The 17695-nt window shown below is 50.5% G+C and carries 20 protein-coding genes and 1 pseudogene; 9 read left to right on the forward strand and 12 right to left on the reverse strand.

Annotation, left to right across the window (positions count from 1 at the left end; genetic code table 11):
- Window positions 1-14 precede the first annotated feature (14 nt).
- Window positions 15-614, reverse strand: coding sequence for a DNA-binding transcriptional regulator NemR (gene nemR, locus A1WG_RS02540; RefSeq protein WP_001032896.1), 600 nt, complete (start codon window positions 612-614; stop codon window positions 15-17).
- Between the two features lie 102 nt (window positions 615-716).
- Between nemR and A1WG_RS0122445 the strand changes: the two genes are divergently transcribed.
- The 3 genes from A1WG_RS0122445 (at window position 717) to sodC (ending at window position 2502) form a co-directional block, all read left to right on the forward strand.
- Entirely contained in the window at window positions 717-956 is a 240-nt protein-coding gene (locus tag A1WG_RS0122445; protein WP_024191872.1) for a DUF1289 domain-containing protein, read from the forward strand.
- 48 nt (window positions 957-1004) lie between these two features.
- The gene (locus tag A1WG_RS02535) at window positions 1005-1901 is read left to right on the forward strand and encodes an aldo/keto reductase (RefSeq protein ID WP_000250649.1); all 897 of its coding nucleotides are present in this window, start codon (window positions 1005-1007) and stop codon (window positions 1899-1901) included.
- Window positions 1902-1980: 79 nt separating this feature from the next.
- On the forward strand, window positions 1981-2502 hold the full coding sequence (sodC, locus tag A1WG_RS02530; RefSeq protein ID WP_000819798.1) for a superoxide dismutase [Cu-Zn] SodC: 522 nt from the start codon (window positions 1981-1983) through the stop codon (window positions 2500-2502).
- Here sodC and A1WG_RS02525 read toward each other — a convergent pair.
- The 3 genes from A1WG_RS02525 to A1WG_RS02515 are packed head-to-tail and all read right to left on the reverse strand — an operon-like array spanning window position 2499 to window position 5607.
- Window positions 2499-4511 (reverse strand): FUSC family protein, encoded by a 2013-nt coding sequence (locus tag A1WG_RS02525; RefSeq protein WP_001516329.1) that lies wholly within the window; start codon window positions 4509-4511, stop codon window positions 2499-2501. The two genes, sodC and A1WG_RS02525, sit on opposite strands and share 4 nt — an antisense overlap.
- Complete coding sequence (locus A1WG_RS02520) at window positions 4511-5368, reverse strand: efflux RND transporter periplasmic adaptor subunit (protein WP_000023825.1); 858 nt, start codon at window positions 5366-5368, stop codon at window positions 4511-4513. The genes A1WG_RS02525 and A1WG_RS02520 overlap by 1 nt, the downstream gene beginning before the upstream one ends.
- A 2-nt stretch (window positions 5369-5370) precedes the next feature.
- Entirely contained in the window at window positions 5371-5607 is a 237-nt protein-coding gene (locus A1WG_RS02515) for a DUF1656 domain-containing protein (RefSeq protein ID WP_000670973.1), read from the reverse strand.
- Between the two features lie 200 nt (window positions 5608-5807).
- Between A1WG_RS02515 and slyA the strand changes: the two genes are divergently transcribed.
- Window positions 5808-6242 carry a transcriptional regulator SlyA gene (slyA, locus tag A1WG_RS02510; protein WP_001516330.1) on the forward strand — a complete coding sequence of 145 codons (435 nt, stop codon included), beginning with the start codon at window positions 5808-5810 and terminating at the stop codon, window positions 6240-6242.
- A 46-nt stretch (window positions 6243-6288) separates the two neighbouring features.
- Here slyA and slyB read toward each other — a convergent pair whose 3' ends face one another.
- Window positions 6289-6756, reverse strand: a complete 468-nt coding sequence (gene slyB, locus A1WG_RS02505; protein WP_000597202.1) for an outer membrane lipoprotein SlyB — start codon at window positions 6754-6756, stop codon at window positions 6289-6291.
- A gap of 274 nt (window positions 6757-7030) precedes the next feature.
- Here slyB and anmK point away from each other — a divergent pair, with 274 nt between their 5' ends.
- The 5 genes from anmK to pdxY all read left to right on the forward strand — a co-directional run bounded on the left by anmK (window position 7031) and on the right by pdxY (window position 11605).
- Entirely contained in the window at window positions 7031-8152 is a 1122-nt protein-coding gene (anmK, locus tag A1WG_RS02500) for an anhydro-N-acetylmuramic acid kinase (RefSeq protein ID WP_000835033.1), read from the forward strand.
- Window positions 8153-8236: 84 nt separating this feature from the next.
- Window positions 8237-8566, forward strand: coding sequence for a C-type lysozyme inhibitor (mliC, locus tag A1WG_RS02495; protein WP_000480882.1), 330 nt, complete (start codon window positions 8237-8239; stop codon window positions 8564-8566).
- Between the two features lie 58 nt (window positions 8567-8624).
- Window positions 8625-9281: a pyridoxamine 5'-phosphate oxidase gene (pdxH, locus tag A1WG_RS02490; RefSeq protein WP_001516332.1), complete on the forward strand. Its 657-nt coding sequence runs from the start codon at window positions 8625-8627 to the stop codon at window positions 9279-9281.
- Between the two features lie 128 nt (window positions 9282-9409).
- Window positions 9410-10684, forward strand: coding sequence for a tyrosine--tRNA ligase (gene tyrS, locus A1WG_RS02485; RefSeq protein WP_001516333.1), 1275 nt, complete (start codon window positions 9410-9412; stop codon window positions 10682-10684).
- Window positions 10685-10744: 60 nt separating this feature from the next.
- Window positions 10745-11605 carry a pyridoxal kinase PdxY gene (gene pdxY, locus A1WG_RS02480; protein ID WP_000789755.1) on the forward strand — a complete coding sequence of 287 codons (861 nt, stop codon included), beginning with the start codon at window positions 10745-10747 and terminating at the stop codon, window positions 11603-11605.
- A 43-nt stretch (window positions 11606-11648) separates the two neighbouring features.
- On the opposite strand, the gene gstA is transcribed toward pdxY, so the two are convergent.
- The 7 genes and pseudogenes from gstA to A1WG_RS02445 form a co-directional block, all read right to left on the reverse strand.
- Window positions 11649-12254, reverse strand: a complete 606-nt coding sequence (gene gstA, locus A1WG_RS02475; RefSeq protein ID WP_000765734.1) for a glutathione transferase GstA — start codon at window positions 12252-12254, stop codon at window positions 11649-11651.
- Between the two features lie 104 nt (window positions 12255-12358).
- Entirely contained in the window at window positions 12359-13861 is a 1503-nt protein-coding gene (gene dtpA / locus A1WG_RS02470) for a dipeptide/tripeptide permease DtpA (protein ID WP_000100948.1), read from the reverse strand.
- A 608-nt stretch (window positions 13862-14469) separates the two neighbouring features.
- The gene (gene nth / locus A1WG_RS02465) at window positions 14470-15105 is read right to left on the reverse strand and encodes an endonuclease III (protein ID WP_001030339.1); all 636 of its coding nucleotides are present in this window, start codon (window positions 15103-15105) and stop codon (window positions 14470-14472) included.
- Window positions 15105-15800, reverse strand: coding sequence for an electron transport complex subunit RsxE (rsxE, locus tag A1WG_RS02460; RefSeq protein ID WP_001289639.1), 696 nt, complete (start codon window positions 15798-15800; stop codon window positions 15105-15107). The genes nth and rsxE overlap by 1 nt, the downstream gene beginning before the upstream one ends.
- Window positions 15801-15803: 3 nt before the next feature.
- Window positions 15804-16424: an electron transport complex subunit RsxG gene (rsxG, locus tag A1WG_RS02455; protein ID WP_001516334.1), complete on the reverse strand. Its 621-nt coding sequence runs from the start codon at window positions 16422-16424 to the stop codon at window positions 15804-15806.
- A 3-nt stretch (window positions 16425-16427) separates the two neighbouring features.
- Window positions 16428-17486: an electron transport complex subunit RsxD gene (gene rsxD / locus A1WG_RS02450; protein ID WP_001516335.1), complete on the reverse strand. Its 1059-nt coding sequence runs from the start codon at window positions 17484-17486 to the stop codon at window positions 16428-16430.
- Window positions 17487-17695 (reverse strand): annotated as a pseudogene (locus A1WG_RS02445) (electron transport complex subunit RsxC); the annotation flags it as partial.

Here is a 17695-nt window from a genome sequence, read left to right on the forward strand (position 1 = left end):
ATAAAAAATGCCTGCTAAACGGCAGGCGTCGCAATAATGGTTTTGACATGTGTTAGCGCGTTTTCCAGAGGCCCGGAGCTGCGCGAAATTTTGGCTTGCAGATTGGCCCCCAGCCACAGCGCATAGAGAACTTGCGCCTGTTGCAGCGGTTCTCCGCAAAAGGTTAAACAGTGGCTATCGCGGCCATTTTCCAGCGCCTGGGCGAGCAGAGCGATGACCTGGCGCGCACCTTTATCCATCGCGCTGCGCATATCTTCTGACAGGTCGCACACTTCAGCAGAAAGTTTTACTGTCAGACAGCCGCTGATCGTCCCATGCTGGCAGAACTGGTTCAGCGTTTGCTGGTAATAGGCCAGAATACGGTCGCGGTAATTTCCCTCGCCAGATTGCAGCAACTCCGTCAGTCGTTGGTGGTATGCCGCGTAATGGCGTTCAAGCATGGCAACACCAAACGCCTCTTTAGAACGAAAGTAGTGGTAGAAAGACCCTTTTGGCACTTCGGCGGTCTTCAGTAATTCGCTTAACCCCATTCCGGTAAACCCACGCTGCAGGCAGAGTTGCTCTCCGGTTGCCAGGAGGTGTTCGCGAGTATCGTGTTCAGGATGTTTGTTCATGCGCTTGAGTGTAGTAGACCGGTCGGTCTAGTGCAAGCAAAGTTGCTACTTTGGGCATTAACAGCTTCAATAGTGGTAATAATCTTATATAAGGAGGGCGAGGTGGCGGAGCAATTAGAGTTCTTTCCCGTCCAGAGCCCATGCCGGGGAATTTGCCAGTCTGACGAACGCGGATTTTGCCGTGGCTGTTTTCGTAGCCGGGATGAGCGTTTTAACTGGAATAAAATGAGTGATGGTGAAAAACAGGAGGTTCTGCGACTTTGCCGACAACGACTTATGCGTAAATTACGCGCGAACAGGCCAACGTCATCAGACGAACCAGAGCAACCATCACTCTTTTGAGAGCAATCTTGCGTATACTCCTCTCATATCTGATAAGAGGAAGCGATTATGGTTCAGCGTATTACTATTGCGCCGCAAGGCCCGGAGTTTTCCCGTTTTGTGATGGGCTACTGGCGACTGATGGACTGGAATATGTCCGCACGCCAGTTAGTTAGTTTTATTGAAGAGCATCTGGATCTCGGTGTGACCACCGTGGATCACGCTGATATTTATGGCGGCTATCAGTGCGAAGCGGCATTTGGCGAGGCGCTGAAACTGGCACCGCATTTGCGTGAACGGATGGAAATTGTCAGCAAATGCGGCATCGCGACGACTGCGCGTGAAGAAAACGTTATTGGTCATTACATCACCGATCGCGACCATATTATTAAAAGTGCCGAACAGTCGCTAATTAATCTCGCGACCGATCATCTGGATTTACTGTTAATCCACCGTCCCGACCCGTTAATGGATGCCGATGAAGTGGCGGATGCGTTTAAACATTTGCATCAGAGCGGCAAAGTGCGCCATTTTGGCGTATCGAACTTCACGCCTGCGCAATTTGCCCTGCTGCAATCGCGTTTGCCATTTACTCTAGCCACTAATCAGGTGGAAATTTCTCCGGTGCATCAGCCGTTGTTGCTGGATGGTACGCTCGATCAACTACAACAACTGCGTATTCGCCCGATGGCCTGGTCTTGTCTTGGCGGTGGCCGTTTATTTAATGATGATTATTTCAGGCCGCTACGTGATGAACTTGCTGTGGTGGCGGAAGAATTAAACGCGGGTTCTATCGAGCAGGTGGTTTATGCCTGGATATTGCGTCTGCCATCGCAGCCGCTGCCGATTATTGGCTCCGGTAAAATTGAGCGTGTGCGTGCCGCCGTTGAAGCGGAATCCCTGAAAATGACACGCCAGCAGTGGTTCCGTATCCGTAAAGCGGCATTAGGTTACGACGTCCCGTAAGCACTTTCGGAATCGCCTCCGTTCAAATATGTGTCACTGGTTTACACTTATTCAGGTATGCACATTGAGCGGAGGTCTTATGAAACGTTTTAGTCTGGCTATTCTGACGCTGGTTGTTGCGACCGGCGCGCAAGCCGCCAGTGAAAAAGTCGAGATGAACCTCGTCACATCACAGGGGATTGGGCAGTCAATTGGCAGCATAACGATTACTGAAACCGATAAAGGTCTGGAATTTTCGCCCGATCTGAAAGCATTACCGCCCGGTGAGCATGGCTTCCATGTTCATGCCAAAGGAAGCTGCCAGCCAGCAACGAAAGATGGCAAAGCTACTGCGGCGCAATCTGCAGGCGGACATCTTGATCCCAAAAATACCGGTAAACATGAAGGGCCAGAAGGTGCAGGGCATTTAGGCGATCTGCCTGCGCTGGTGGTCAATAATGACGGTAAAGCAACCGATGCCGTCATTGCGCCTCGTCTGAAATCACTCGACGAAGTTAAAGACAAGGCGCTGATGATCCACGTTGGCGGCGATAATATGTCCGATCAACCAAAACCGCTGGGCGGCGGCGGTGAACGCTATGCCTGTGGTGTTATTAATTAAGAGGCTAGCGTACCCTGTGGTGGTGCCTGCTCAAGTTGCGAAAGCGAGCAGTACAGTCGCCAGACAATCGCCGCCAGCTCACGGGCAGCGGGTTGATGATGGCGGGCAAGGCTGTCGCAGATTCGCTGTAACTCTTCAAGTGTGGCCGCCAGTGATTTTTGCTGAACGCCACGCTCGCTCATCACTCCTCGCAACAATGAAATACAGTTATCTCGCACCTGCGATAAAGGATCGGAACGTGATTCCCAGTCGCGCAATTGCCAGACAACATGTGAACAGTTCAGCAGCACCACGCCCCAGCGTAATAACCAACGGCGAGCCAGCGCGTCCTGGCTGTTACTCAACTGGCTGACGTGATGATAAGTGAGCGATTCAAATTCGCTTTCACTCAGGGTTGGGTGACGGCTAAGTTGATCGACAAAATCCCGTCGCAGTGCGCGAATATGACGGCGGCTTTTGCGGGCATCGGACCCCGGTCGCAAAATGGCGAATGCTAACCATGCCAGCGCCACGCCAACGATTTTTGCCAGGTTATCGTTAAGAAAATCAGCAAAATCATACACCGGAGGATTAGTGACAGCGATAAACGACCCCATAAATACAATCAGTTGTCCCCACAGCGCGGCCAGTTTTGGCATCTGCAACTTGAGAAGCTGCATTGTCGCCAGTAGCGGGAAGAGAAACAGCAAAAATTGCCACAGATCGCTAATCTGAACCATCAGGCCAAACTTAACCACAAAACTGAATAGCGAAAGTAATACCAGCGTGCGCATCAGTAGCGACAACGACTTAAACGGTGCCGCGACTGCGGAGTAAAGTACGCAACTAATTGCTGCCAGCGTTAATGCATTGGCACCAGCATCCCATTGCGAGGCAATACTCCATGCGCCAATCATCATCAATGTACAAAATGTACGCAGTCCGCTCCACATAGCTTCGGCATTATCGGTATGACGTGCCAGACCAGATGCGCGAGGGAGCCTGGTATGATCATCTGAGCTGCTTTCCAGGCGATGCAATTCCTGACTACTTTGCAGATAAAGGTGGCAAAAATAACGTAATCGGTGCCAGAAGGCGACGTGCCGGTAGTCGGCTAAGTTGGTTGGGCGTAGCGGGGCAATAATGCGCGCAACGGTGTAAAAATTTGTTTGCGAGTTGGCGAGCACCGTCAGTAACTGTTCGATAATTTCCCGTGTGGCACCGGGCGGTGAGGGCCAGTTGAGCAACATACGTCGCAGGCTGGAGATGACGCTGGTCATACGTAATTGCTGGTGGAGTAGTGCATTCAGGCGTGCATTTTGCTGGCGGAAACGATAGTGGCTCCAGAACGCCTGAATACGCAGCAAATTCATGGTCAGTATTTGCCCAATTACCGATTCATGTGCTGTGCGAATGGCATCGGTCGTTTCGGGCTGCCAAAGCAAACTGGCATGCTCCAGTAAACGAGCATGCATGTTTTTCAGTGCGGTTAAAAGAGCGGTGGCATCAGAACTGCTCGGCAGGATCATCATCATCATGCCGCCGCAAAGAATACCGACAATCACTTCACAAACACGTGCCTGAGCGATATCCCATAGCTGGCTGGCTTCAGTAATATTGACCATCGGAAAGGCGATAATGGCCGCAGTATAGCCCGCCAGTTGAAATGCATAGGCCACGTTATTCGTGAAATGCGCGCAGGCCCAGGTACAAAAGCCAAGCCACGCAGACATGCTCAACAGAAAAAACCACGGCTCGTTGAGAGTATGTCCGGCAAGAATCAGTGCCGCGATAGCTCCGAGCAAACTGCCAGCAATACGTCCCATGCTTTTGCTGATGACACCGCCAACGGTGGGGAAGCTGACCACCGCCGCCGAGGTCATTGCCCAGTAAGGTTCATCAAGATTTAAATAATAGGCAACCGTCAGCGCCAGACACATGGCAATGGTGTTGCGTAACGCATAACGCCATTGCGCCAGCGTGGCTCTGAACCAGGGGAAATTGTGCAGCGACCATGGCGGTACGTTCATTACGGGCCTACAGCGATACTACAGGTGGTGCCGGATACCAGCGTGACATCGCCGGGGACGTTATCGAGAGCAAAACGAACAGGAACACGTTGGGCGAGACGAACCCAGGGAACGTTAGGTTTAACGTCGGGAATCAGGCTGGAATCATTTTCCACACTCTGATCATAAATCGCCCGACCAATACTGGAAACGTGACCCTGTAACGTTTTATTGTCGCTGTAGAGTGTAATTTGTGCTGGCGCACCGCCCCGGATATGGCGCAATTTGGTTTCTTCAAAATAACCAATGGCGTAAAACGAGTGGCTGTCCACCAGAGCAAACAGTGGTTTTCCGGTGTCGGCGTAGTCACCGATGCGGGTGGTGAGATTAGTGACCCATCCACTCACCGGGGCGCGAATTTCCGTTTGCGCCAGTTGCCATTGTGCCTGTTTCAGCGTTGCTTGTGCGGCATCGACACTTGCCTGCATCGCTTTAACATTGAGGTTAGCGGTATCCAGCTCTTCGGCAGAGATAAAGTTTTGTGAGAGATGGCGGCGACGGTTAGCTTCATTATTGGCTTTGGCGAGGTCAGATTGCGCTTTTGCCAACTGAGCCTGGGCATTAAGCACAGCAATCTGAAAGGGCGTTTTATCGATAGAGAACAGAATATCACCCGCGTTAACCAACTGGTTGTCTTTTATATTCAGCTCAACAATACGTCCAGACACCTGTGGCGTGATAGAAACCTGTTCTGCGCGTATTTTTCCGTCGCGTGTCCATGGGGACTGCATGTAGTAGTTCCATAGCCACCATCCGGCAAGAACTGCAAAAACCGCTACAATAATTGTTGAGAAATATTTAATGGTTTTAATTGACATAGTTACCACGCAATCAGTATTGCCAGGGCAAAGCAAACGCAAATCGCAAACAGCGACAAATCCATTAACAAGGGATGCCAGATGTCTCCGGCGTAGATTTTGTCGCGAAGCAGGCGGTGTATAACGAGCCAGATGACAAATCCAAGCGCGAACGCTTTGAAAAACGGAGGAAAGTAGATGGATGCACCGAACACCAGATCTTGTAAGGGTAATCCTGTTGCACTATGCATAAACTTCACAAAATAGATTCCTTTACGGCTGAATATATTGCTTTAGATTAATAAATATTCTTTATGTGCGAGAAAGTTACTCGCTATTTCTGAAAAGCATGTCTGATGGTAAGCAAATGCAGCAATACATTTGTTTTAGCAATACAATTGCTGCACACTATTCTAAAAGCTGTATAATATCTTAGCAAGCTAATTATAAGGAGATGAAATTGGAATCGCCACTAGGTTCTGATCTGGCACGGTTGGTGCGCATATGGCGTGCTCTGATAGACCATCGCCTGAAACCGCTGGAGTTAACGCAAACCCATTGGGTAACGTTGCACAATATCCATCAGTTACCTCCAGACCAGTCGCAAATTCAACTGGCAAAAGCGATCGGCATTGAGCAGCCTTCACTGGTTCGTACGTTGGACCAACTGGAAGAAAAAGGGTTAATTTCGCGTCAAACTTGTGCCAGTGATCGTCGGGCCAAACGCATTAAACTGACGGAAAAGGCGGAGCCGCTGATTAGCGAAATGGAAGCTGTGATTAACAAAACCCGGGCGGAAATTTTGCATGGGATTTCCGCAGAGGAGCTGGAACAATTGATTAAGCTCATTGTAAAAATTGAGCATAACATCATAGAGTTACAGGCCAAAGGGTGAAATGAAGGAGGCGTGTGGCCAGTTACCTGACCACACGTTAACGTGTTTAGCGCGGGGAAACAGTCACCTGGCTGCCGTTGCTGGCCAGAATGACACGTTGTCCCGGAGAGAAGTGGGTATTGCCCTGTTTCTGTACCACCATGATGGTGTTGCCATCATCTTTACGAATTTCCAACTCCACACCCTGGGTTTTGTTTATTGCGCTCTGCACGCCCTGACCGGCTACACCGCCTGCGATAGCACCTGCCGCGGTAGCCAGAGAACGCCCGGTTCCGCCGCCAACGGTATTTCCAAGGAAGCCACCGAGAACCGCACCGCCAATTGCGCCGATAACGTTGGAATCATCACCACCCTGAATTTGTACCTGTCGTACATTAACGATTGTGCCATAGCTGACATTCTGCACTTGCTTCGCTTCAGAGGCGGTATAGACATCACCAGAAAGGGTATCGTTGTTGACACAACCGACAAGAGACAGACCGACCATTGATACAACCAGTACGCGCTTAATCATTGAAAAATCTCCTGATTACCATGAAACGCCTCACAAGCATCCCTCATGGCCAAAGTAAATGGCATTGGTATAACTATGATTACATGTTCCACTAAAACATGATGGAATCATAATTAGAATACGGTTAACCAAGTATAAACAAAACATTCATAGTAGTTATTGATATAAATATAATGTTTTCCTACCAACGGTAAAAATCGGCACTCATGCATGGAATTCGCGAGAGGTTTGTGTTTGAGTGGAGCGCAAACGTCAGGTTGAAAAAGGATGAACTATGAAATCAGGCCGCTTTATTGGCGTAATGTCAGGCACTAGTCTGGATGGTGTCGATGTTGTGCTGGCGACAATCGATGAACACAGGGTGGCGCAGTTGGCAAGTTTGAGTTGGCCGATCCCTCCATCACTTAAACAAGCGGTGCTGGATATTTGCCAGGGACAGCAGCTTACACTTTCGCAGTTTGGTCAACTGGATACTCAACTTGGTCGCCTGTTTGCCGATGCCGTTAACGCATTGCTCAAAGAAGAAAATTTGCAGCCGAAAGATATCGTTGCTATTGGTTGTCACGGTCAGACTGTATGGCACGAACCCACGGGCGTCGCGCCGCATACTCTACAGATTGGGGATAACAACCAAATTGTGGCGCGCACTGGAATTACTGTCGTCGGGGATTTTCGCCGTCGCGATATCGCCCTGGGTGGACAGGGCGCACCGCTGGTGCCAGCGTTTCATCATGCATTGCTGGCTCATCCTACTGAGCGGCGTATGGTGCTCAACATTGGTGGTATTGCCAATTTGTCACTGCTCATTCCTGGGCAACCGGTGGGTGGCTACGATACCGGACCGGGTAACATGCTGATGGATGCGTGGATCTGGCGTCAGGCGGGTAAACCTTACGATAAAGACGCTGAGTGGGCACGCGCGGGCAAGGTCATTCTCCCTCTGCTGCAAAATATGCTTAGTGATGCGTATTTTTCCCAGCCTGCGCCAAAAAGCACCGGGCGTGAATACTTTAACTACGGTTGGCTGGAGCGTCACCTGCGTCAATTCCCGGGCGTTGATGCGCGCGATGTCCAGGCGACGCTGGTGGAACTGACAGCAGTGACCATTTCTGAACAGGTGTTATTGAGTGGTGGTTGTGATCGTTTGATGGTATGTGGTGGCGGAAGCCGTAATCCATTAGTGATGACGCGACTTGCTGCCTTGCTGCCAGGAACGGAAGTGACCACCACTGATGCTGTCGGCATTAGCGGTGATGACATGGAAGCATTGGCCTTCGCCTGGCTTGCCTGGCGGACGCTGGCGGGGCTGCCTGGCAATCTGCCCTCGGTCACTGGCGCAAGCGAGGCGACGGTATTGGGCGCAATTTTTCCCGCAAACCCGCGATATCAGAGTTAACTGAATTTTTCCTACTGCGTCTGCCGTTACACTTGGATGTTGAGGAGAGCGTTTTGCTCTCCGGACCAGGAAAGTCTTTGGGATATGTTTATGAAAAAACTGTTACTGATCTGTTTACCGGTGCTTCTCACCGGCTGTAGCGCGTTCAATCAACTGGTTGAGCGCATGCAAACCGATACGCTGGAATACCAGTGTGATGAAAAACCGTTGACGGTAAAACTGAATAATCCACGTCAGGAAGTCAGTTTTGTCTACGACAATCAATTACTGCACCTTAAACAGGGCATTTCAGCATCAGGCGCGCGTTATACCGACGGTATCTACGTTTTCTGGTCGAAAGGCAATGAGGCGACGGTCTATAAGCGTGACCGCATTGTCTTGAATAACTGTCAGTTACAAAATCCACAGCGTTGAGATTTTTCCAGGGGCGGCGCACAATAGCGTCACCCACTGACAATCCGTAAAGAAAACCATGTCTGATAACGACGAATTGCAGCAAATCGCGCATCTGCGGCGTGAATACACCAAAGGCGGTTTACGCCGCCGCGATCTTCCCGCCGATCCATTAACCCTTTTCGAACGCTGGCTCTCCCAGGCGTGTGAAGCTAAGTTGGCTGATCCTACAGCGATGGTCGTCGCGACCGTTGATGAACATGGTCAGCCTTATCAGCGCATCGTTTTACTCAAACATTACGACGAAAAAGGTATGGTGTTTTACACTAACCTTGGTAGTCGCAAAGCGCATCAAATCGAACAAAATCCGCGCGTTAGCCTGCTTTTCCCCTGGCATACTCTTGAGCGCCAGGTGATGGTTATCGGTAAAGCGGAACGTCTTTCGACTCTCGAAGTGATGAAATATTTTCATAGCCGTCCCCGTGACAGCCAGATTGGCGCGTGGGTATCGAAGCAGTCCAGCCGTATTTCCGCGCGCGGGATCCTTGAGAGTAAATTCCTTGAGCTGAAGCAGAAGTTTCAGCAGGGTGAAGTCCCTTTACCGAGTTTCTGGGGCGGTTTCCGCGTCAGTCTTGAGCAGGTTGAGTTCTGGCAGGGTGGTGAGCATCGTCTGCATGACCGCTTTTTGTACCAGCGTGAAAATGAGGCGTGGAAAATCGATCGTCTCGCACCCTGAAAAGATGCAAAAATCTTGCTTTAATCGCTGGCACTCCTGATTCCGGCACTTTATTCTATGTCTCTTTCGCATCTGGCGAAAAGTCGTGTACCGGCAAAGGTGCAGTCGTTATATACATGGAGATTTTGATGGCAAGCAGTAACTTGATTAAACAATTGCAAGAGCGGGGGCTGGTGGCCCAGGTGACGGACGAAGAAGCGTTAGCAGAGCGACTGGCGCAAGGCCCGATCGCGCTCTATTGCGGCTTCGATCCTACCGCTGACAGCTTGCATTTGGGGCATCTTGTTCCATTGTTATGCCTGAAACGCTTCCAGCAAGCGGGCCACAAGCCGGTTGCGCTGGTAGGCGGCGCGACGGGTCTGATTGGCGACCCGAGCTTCAAAGCTGCCGAGCGTAAGCTGAACACCGAAGAAACTGTTCAGGAGTGGGTGGACAAAATCCGCAAGCAGGTTGCCCCGTTCCTCGATTTCGACTGTGGAGAAAATTCTGCTATCGCCGCGAACAACTATGACTGGTTCGGCAATATGAACGTGCTGACCTTCCTGCGCGATATCGGTAAGCACTTCTCCGTTAACCAGATGATCAACAAAGAAGCGGTTAAGCAGCGTCTCAACCGTGAAGATCAAGGTATTTCGTTCACCGAGTTTTCTTATAACCTGTTGCAGGGCTATGACTTCGCCTGCCTGAATAAACAGTATGGTGTGACGTTGCAGATTGGCGGTTCTGACCAGTGGGGGAACATCACCTCTGGTATCGATCTGACTCGCCGTCTGCATCAGAATCAGGTGTTTGGCCTGACCGTTCCTTTGATCACCAAGGCTGACGGCACTAAGTTTGGTAAAACTGAAGGCGGAGCCGTATGGCTGGATCCGAAGAAAACCAGTCCGTACAAGTTCTACCAGTTCTGGATCAATACCGCTGATGCCGACGTTTACCGCTTCCTGAAGTTCTTCACCTTCATGAGCATTGAAGAGATCAATGCCCTCGAAGAGGAAGATAAGAACAGTGGTAAAGCACCACGCGCCCAGTATGTACTGGCGGAGCAGGTGACGCGTCTGGTTCACGGTGAAGAGGGTTTGCAAGCCGCGAAACGTATTACCGAATGCCTGTTCAGCGGTTCTTTGAGTGCGCTTAGTGAAGCGGACTTCGAACAGCTAGCGCAGGACGGCGTACCGATGGTTGAGATGGAAAAAGGCGCTGATCTGATGCAGGCACTGGTCGATTCTGAGCTCCAACCGTCCCGTGGTCAGGCGCGTAAAACTATCGCGTCCAATGCCATCACCATTAACGGTGAAAAACAGTCCGATCCTGAATACTTCTTTAAAGAAGAAGATCGTCTGTTTGGTCGTTATACCTTACTGCGTCGTGGCAAAAAGAATTACTGTCTGATTTGCTGGAAATAATGCACTAAGTGGAAAAGGGGAGTGAGAAATCACTCCCCTGGTTTTTATACAGGGAACACGATGAAAAATATTCTCGCTATCCAGTCTCACGTTGTCTATGGTCATGCGGGTAACAGTGCGGCAGAGTTTCCGATGCGCCGCCTGGGCGCGAATGTCTGGCCGTTGAATACCGTTCAATTTTCTAATCACACCCAATACGGCAAATGGACTGGCTGCGTAATGCCGCCCAGCCATTTAACCGAAATTGTTCAGGGCATTGCCGCCATCGATAAATTACATACCTGTGATGCTGTACTCAGTGGTTATCTGGGGTCGGCGGAACAGGGGGAACATATCCTCGGTATTGTCCGTCAGGTGAAAGCGGCGAATCCACAGGCGAAATATTTTTGCGATCCGGTAATGGGGCATCCTGAAAAAGGTTGCATCGTCGCGCCGGGTGTGGCGGAGTTTCATGTGCGTCACGGTCTGCCTGCCAGCGATATCATCGCGCCGAATCTGGTGGAGCTGGAAATCCTCTGTGAGCATCCGGTACATACCGTCGAAGAAGCCGTTAAAGCTGCGCGCGAACTCATTACGCAAGGGCCACAAATTGTGTTGGTTAAACACCTGGCGCGTGCGGGTTACAGCCGCGATCGTTTTGAAATGCTGCTGGTTACTGCCGATGAAGCCTGGCATATCAGCCGTCCGCTGGTAGATTTTGGTATGCGTCAGCCGGTCGGTGTTGGTGATGTGACGAGCGGTTTACTGTTGGTGAAACTGTTGCAGGGCGCAACGTTGCAACAGGCGCTGGAACATGTGACTGCCGCAGTATACGAAATTATGGTGACCACCAAAGCAATGCAGGAATATGAGCTGCAGGTGGTTGCAGCACAAGATCGTATAGCCAAACCGGAACATTATTTCAGCGCAACGAAACTCTGAAATACCTCTTTTCGGCCCACAGTTTCCTGTGGGCCGATGACTATTACTGCAATCCTTCCGCCGTCAACGCAGCTTTCACCGCCGGACGTTCAGCCATACGTTGCATAAATGCCGCAATGTGCTCTAAACCCTCCAGATTCAGTTTCACCGCGTATGCCCAGCGCAGAACCGTAAACAGGTAGGCATCAGCAATAGTAAAACGTTGCCCACAGATCCAGTGCTCATCTTTCAGCGCGTCGTTAACATACTGCAGTTTTTTCTCCAGTTGTGCGCGCGCAATCGGTTTGAACTCTTCTGGTGTAGCCGGGTGAAACAGCGGGGTAAAGCCTTTATGTAGTTCGGTGGCAATATAGTTCAGCCATTCGATGGTTTTATAGCGCGAAATACTATTTACCGGAGCCAGTAATTGACGGTCGGGTACGCTATCGGCAAGGTATTGCATAATCGCCACGCCTTCTGTCAGTAGCGTGGCATCATCGAGCAGTAACGCAGGAACCTGTCCCTTAGGGTTAATGGCAAAGTAATCATCACCATTTTCGAGGCGTTTTTTCATCAAATCCACACTGACGAGCGTAAAATCCTTTCCGCTCTCACGCAGGGTGATATGGGAAGCAAGAGAGCAGGCGCCCGGTTTATAGAACAGTTTCATCGGTAACTCCTTTTGGCTGTGGTTTAAAGAATGGTAGTGCGTTGTTGAATAAAAAAAAGCCGCTAACGAAAAGTTAGCGGCTTGTAAAAGAGTTTCCCTGAAATTTATGCTACGGCAGCTTTCGCTGCTTTGTCTGCAGCATCGTCCTGAGTCATGCGATGCAGTTTCGGTGCGGTCAGCAGCATCAGCACTGCGATAACGGCAGTGGCGACACCAATCTGCAAGAACACGCGGCCATACACATCCAGCGACATCAGCGGATCGGTTACGTTATCCGGAACAGCCATCATGCCCGCAACATAACCACCAATCAGGTTTGCACCGGCAGTGGTCAGGAACCAGCTACCCATAATGAAGCCCATCAGACGCTGAGGAACGAGCTGAGCAACCATTGCCAGACCCAGACCGGAGATCATCAGTTCACCGATACTCTGCAGGCCATAGCTTGCTACCAGCCAGCCTACAGAAACGATACCGGCGTCAGAAGCGAATTTCGCGCCCACTGGCAGGATCAGGAATGCGCCGGAACACATCACCATACCGATTGCAAATTTGGTCGGCATCGGCAGAGTGTCGCCCATCTTGTTATAGATAGCGGCCAGAATCGGGCTACCAATGATGATCCAGAATGGGTTCAGAGCCTGATACTGTTCAGGTTCAACCGCCATCCCCAGAATGGAGTGTTCAACGTTACGAATCGCAAAGAAGTTCAGCGACGTCGGCATCTGGCTGTACAGCACGAAGAAGATGATTGCTTCAAGCATCAGAATGAAGGCAACGATCATTTTACGACGCGCAGCACCTTTCATGGCGAACGCTTCTTTACCGAAGATAACAACGATACCGAAGGCAACAACGCCCAGCGCCATACGCGCAACTTCCTGGTTGTGCAGCAGCCAGGTTGCAACCGCGATCAGTGCCACAACGCCAATAATGGTCAGCAGCAGGTTACGGTAGTTGACTGGTTCAAAGTCAGGTTTCGAACCGTACTGTTTAACCCAGCGCTGGCAGAAGGCAAAGTTAACAATGGTGATCAACAGACCGACTACGCTAAGCGCAAACGCGACGCTCCAGCCGTATTTAACCGCCAGCCACGGGGTTGCAATCATAGAGAAGAAAGAACCGATGTTGACGGACATGTAGTACATGGTAAATGCACCGTCCAGACGCGGGTCGTTTTTCTCATAGCAAGTCGAGAGCAGCGAAGACGGGTTGGCTTTAAACAGGCCGTTACCGACAGCAATTGCCGCCATACCCATATAGACGATACCTGCGTCGTGACCAGACCACGCAACCAGCGCATAGCCAATCGCCAGCACGATAGCGCCAAGCATAATGACGCGTTTAGTACCCAGTACCTTGTCACCTAACCAGCCGCCGATAGCGACCAGACCATAAACCAGGGCACTAAAGGAAGAGAAAAGTGTGATTGAATCCGCTTCAGACATACCCAGTTGTTTAACCAGGTAGACAGCCATAATTCCTTGTAGGCCGTAATAACCAAAACGTTCCCATAACTCAATCGAGAAGATGAGATAGAACGCCTTCGGTTGTTTGAAAGCGTTCAAACTAACGCTTTCTGTTGGTTTTTGGTTTGCAGTGGACACTTTTACCTCTTTTTTTACATCCCATATTAACGGGGGTGCATTCTCGCGTGATGTCTAAAAAACATACGCGCAATTGTTATAGTGGGAGGGGAAACGGCAGGTAATGTTCACCATCTTGCACTTTCAGACAAGTCCTTTGTAATAATCTGTTACATATAACTGGCCTGGAGAATTCATCGGCTTTGGGAAATGTTATCCAGCGTTAAATTTTTCAAAAAACGTAACGGCAGATTTTTTCACTACTGGAGCCGGGTAATAATTCCTCTTTGGCGATATGTTCTGCTATAAGGTGTTTCATGTAGTGGGATAGTCCATTATCTGAAAAATAGCCAGTGTAATGTTTTGTAGGTTTCAGGTCGGATTGAATCAATGCTTTGTCAAATTTAACTTTTGAGGTGCATTATTTTTACATTTGTGTATCAGTGTGATTTCGATCACAAATGAATAGAAAATTTCGCTATTAAAAAACAATTAACCTGCATTTTTGGTTATTCACAAACGGATTGCCTAATGATGCCGCAGCGAGGCGGCATCATTAACGTTAGAAAGTTGTTTTTGAAGAGGATGAGTAGCGGTAATGGATGAAGAAACGGCAGTACCTGTTTGTGTCAGATGTCAACTTTCTCTTTGTATTCACAAAGATCTTCAATAATGCAGGAGCCACAGCGCGGTTTGCGGGCAATGCAGGTATAACGCCCGTGAAGGATTAACCAGTGATGGCAGTCGACTTTAAATTCTGCAGGAACTACTTTTAGCAGTTTTTCCTCAACTTGTTCGACGTTTTTCCCGGGAGCAAATTGGGTGCGGTTGCAGACACGGAAAATGTGGGTATCTACAGCAATGGTCGGCCAGCCGAAAGCGGTATTCAACACCACGTTAGCTGTTTTGCGTCCAACGCCGGGCAATGCTTCCAGCGCAGCGCGATCTTCCGGAACTTCGCCATTATGCTGCTCCAGTAAGATACGGCAGGTCTTGATGATATTTTCCGCTTTGCTGTTATATAACCCAATGGTTTTGATATACGTTTTCACGCCTTCAACACCCAGTTCGAGCATCGCGGCAGGCGTATTGGCTACCGGGTAGAGCTTCGCTGTTGCTTTATTAACGCTGACATCAGTGGCCTGGGCAGAAAGTAGTACAGCAATCAGCAATTCAAAAGGCGAACTGAAATTAAGCTCGGTTGTGGGATGAGGATTGTTCTCACGCAGGCGGGTGAGGATCTCCAGTCGTTTTGCTTTGTTCATCAGACATTCCCTGTTTCACCGTTTTGCAACTCGCGTTCAGCGGCTGCTTCAGTGCGGCGCTTTTTCATTTTTTCATCAATCAGGTATTTTCCTGCCAGCATCAGTCCCAGGCCAATAAATGCCCCTGGTGGTAACATTGCGAGCAGGAAAGGGGAATCAGTGTGGAAGATCTCCACGCGCAATACTTTTGCCCAGTTACCCAACAGCGCATCGGCACCGTCAAATAACGTTCCGTTGCCGATAATTTCGCGCAGTGAACCCAGCACGAACATTGCGCAGGTTGCACCCATGCCAATCGAAAATCCGTCCAGCGCCGAAAGCGCCGGACCTTTTTTTGCAGCGAAGGCTTCAGCGCGACCAACAACGATACAGTTAGTGACAATCAGCGGAATAAAAATTCCTAACGATTGATACAGACCAAAGGCGTAGGCGTTGATCAGCATTTGTACGGCACTGACCACCGAGGCGATGATCATCACGTAAATAGGGATACGGATCTCGGCTGGCGTCCAGTGACGCAGCGTCGAGATAGTCAGGTTGGTGAGAGTCAACACCAGCGTAGTCGCAAGCCCTAAACCCAGTGCGTTGGTGGCAGTTGACGTGACTGCCAGCAGCGGGCAGAGACCGAGCAACTGAACCAGTGCGGAGTTGTTCTTCCATAACCCCTGAACAATAACGTCTTTAATTTCGCTCACGGTCTATTCTCCACAGGCAGGAAGTTGAGAAAGTTGTTCTGGTAACGTTTGGGCGTACAACCCGGCGCGTTTTACCGCATTCACCACCGCGCGAGGCGTAATGGTCGCGCCGGTGAACTGGTCGAAATCACCGCCATCTTTCTTTACCGCCCAGTGAGCGTCATTTGCGGTGCTGATTTTTTTACCCGCAAAATGAGTGATCCAGTCAGAGAGGCGCAGTTCGATTTTATCGCCAAGCCCTGGCGTTTCGTGATGTTCTGTCACGCGTGTGCCAAGTACAGTGCCGTTAAAATCGGCTCCGACCAGTAGCTGAATCGCGCCTGAATAGCCATCCGGCGCAGTCGCTTCCAGAACGGCAGCTACCGGCTGGCCATCCTGTTTAGCGATGTAAACCCGATGTTCACCTTTACCCAGCTCAGGCGCATTCACTAAATAGCAACTTTGTGCCAGCTCATTGTTATAGCGTTCGGTTGGCAACACCTGATCAAATAACGTCTTTTGTTGCAGGCTGGCCTGTTCAGCAATCGTCGTTTTGGTCATCTGGTTGATGGCCGCCGTTAAACCTGTTGAACCGGCGGCAAACAGTGCCAGCGTAATACCGTGTTTTCGGATAGTTTTCAGCATGGTTTATCCTTTGCGATGGCCGTAAACGCGCGGACGCGTATAGTAATCGATCAGAGGAACCGTGATGTTCGCCAGCAGGACAGCAAAAGCCACGCCGTCAGGATAGCCGCCGAAACTGCGGATCAACCAGACTAATAAGCCCGCCAGTGCGCCAAAAATCAGACGACCACGATTAGTCGTAGAAGCGGTCACCGGATCGGTCAGAATAAAGAATGCGCCAAGCATGGTCGCGCCAGACAGCAGATGAATTTGCGGTGATGCCAGCGTCTCCGGTGAGAACAACCAGCCCAGCGTTGCGCATAGCGCCAGCGTCACTAAGAAGCTGACGGGAATATGCCAGCGAATCGCTTTCTGCCATAGCAACCACACGCCGCCAACCAGCCAGGCGAGGTTTACCCATTGCCAGCCAGCGCCTGCCAGAATACCGCTGTAGATCGGATACTGCATAATTTGCTCAACCGAATGACCGGCGCGGACAGAGGTTTTGAACGTATCCAGCGGCGTCGCCTGGCTGATACCATCAATGCCTAAGCGTAGCGTGTTCATATCACCGCCGCTGACGGTATGGCCGCTGAAGATAACCTGCACAGCGTCGATAAATCCAGGGATGTTGACCGCAATCTCATGCGGCGGCAACCAACTGGTCATCTGTACCGGGAAGGAGATCAGTAATACTACATAACCAATCATTGCCGGGTTGAATGGGTTTTGCCCCAGACCGCCATACAACTGTTTAGCGATGATCACCGCAAACACCGTACCCAGCACGACCATCCACCACGGCGCGAGAGGTGGAATACTTACCGCCAACAATAAGCCTGTTAGTAATGCTGAGTTATCTTTTAACGTTGCGGCTACTGACTGCTTGCGCAGCTTAAGCACAAGCGCTTCGGCTAACAATGCACTGACCGATGCCAGCAGGATCTGAACGAGAGTGCCCCAGCCAAAAAACCACAGTTGTGCCGCGATTCCAGGCACGGCTGCGAGCAGTACCAGCAGCATAATGCGCGATGTCTGGCGCTGGTTATGGGTATATGGGGAGCTAGCTATTCTGAATACCATTTAGTCCTCGTTTACAACCTTTTGCTGGGCGGCTTTTTTTGCCTGAACGCGGGCAATAGCCGCGGCAACTGCCGCTTTGCGCGGATCAACCTGTTCTTCTGACTCGGCGTTAGCCTGCTGTTGTTCCAGTTTACGCGCTTTGGCGCGGGCAATAGCGGCCTCGACGGCAGCCTTGCGCGGATCAACCTGTTCTTCCGGCTCGGCGTTAG

The sequence above is a fragment of the Escherichia sp. KTE96 genome (assembly GCF_000408525.1).
GTDB classification, from domain to species: Bacteria; Pseudomonadota; Gammaproteobacteria; order Enterobacterales; family Enterobacteriaceae; genus Escherichia; species Escherichia marmotae.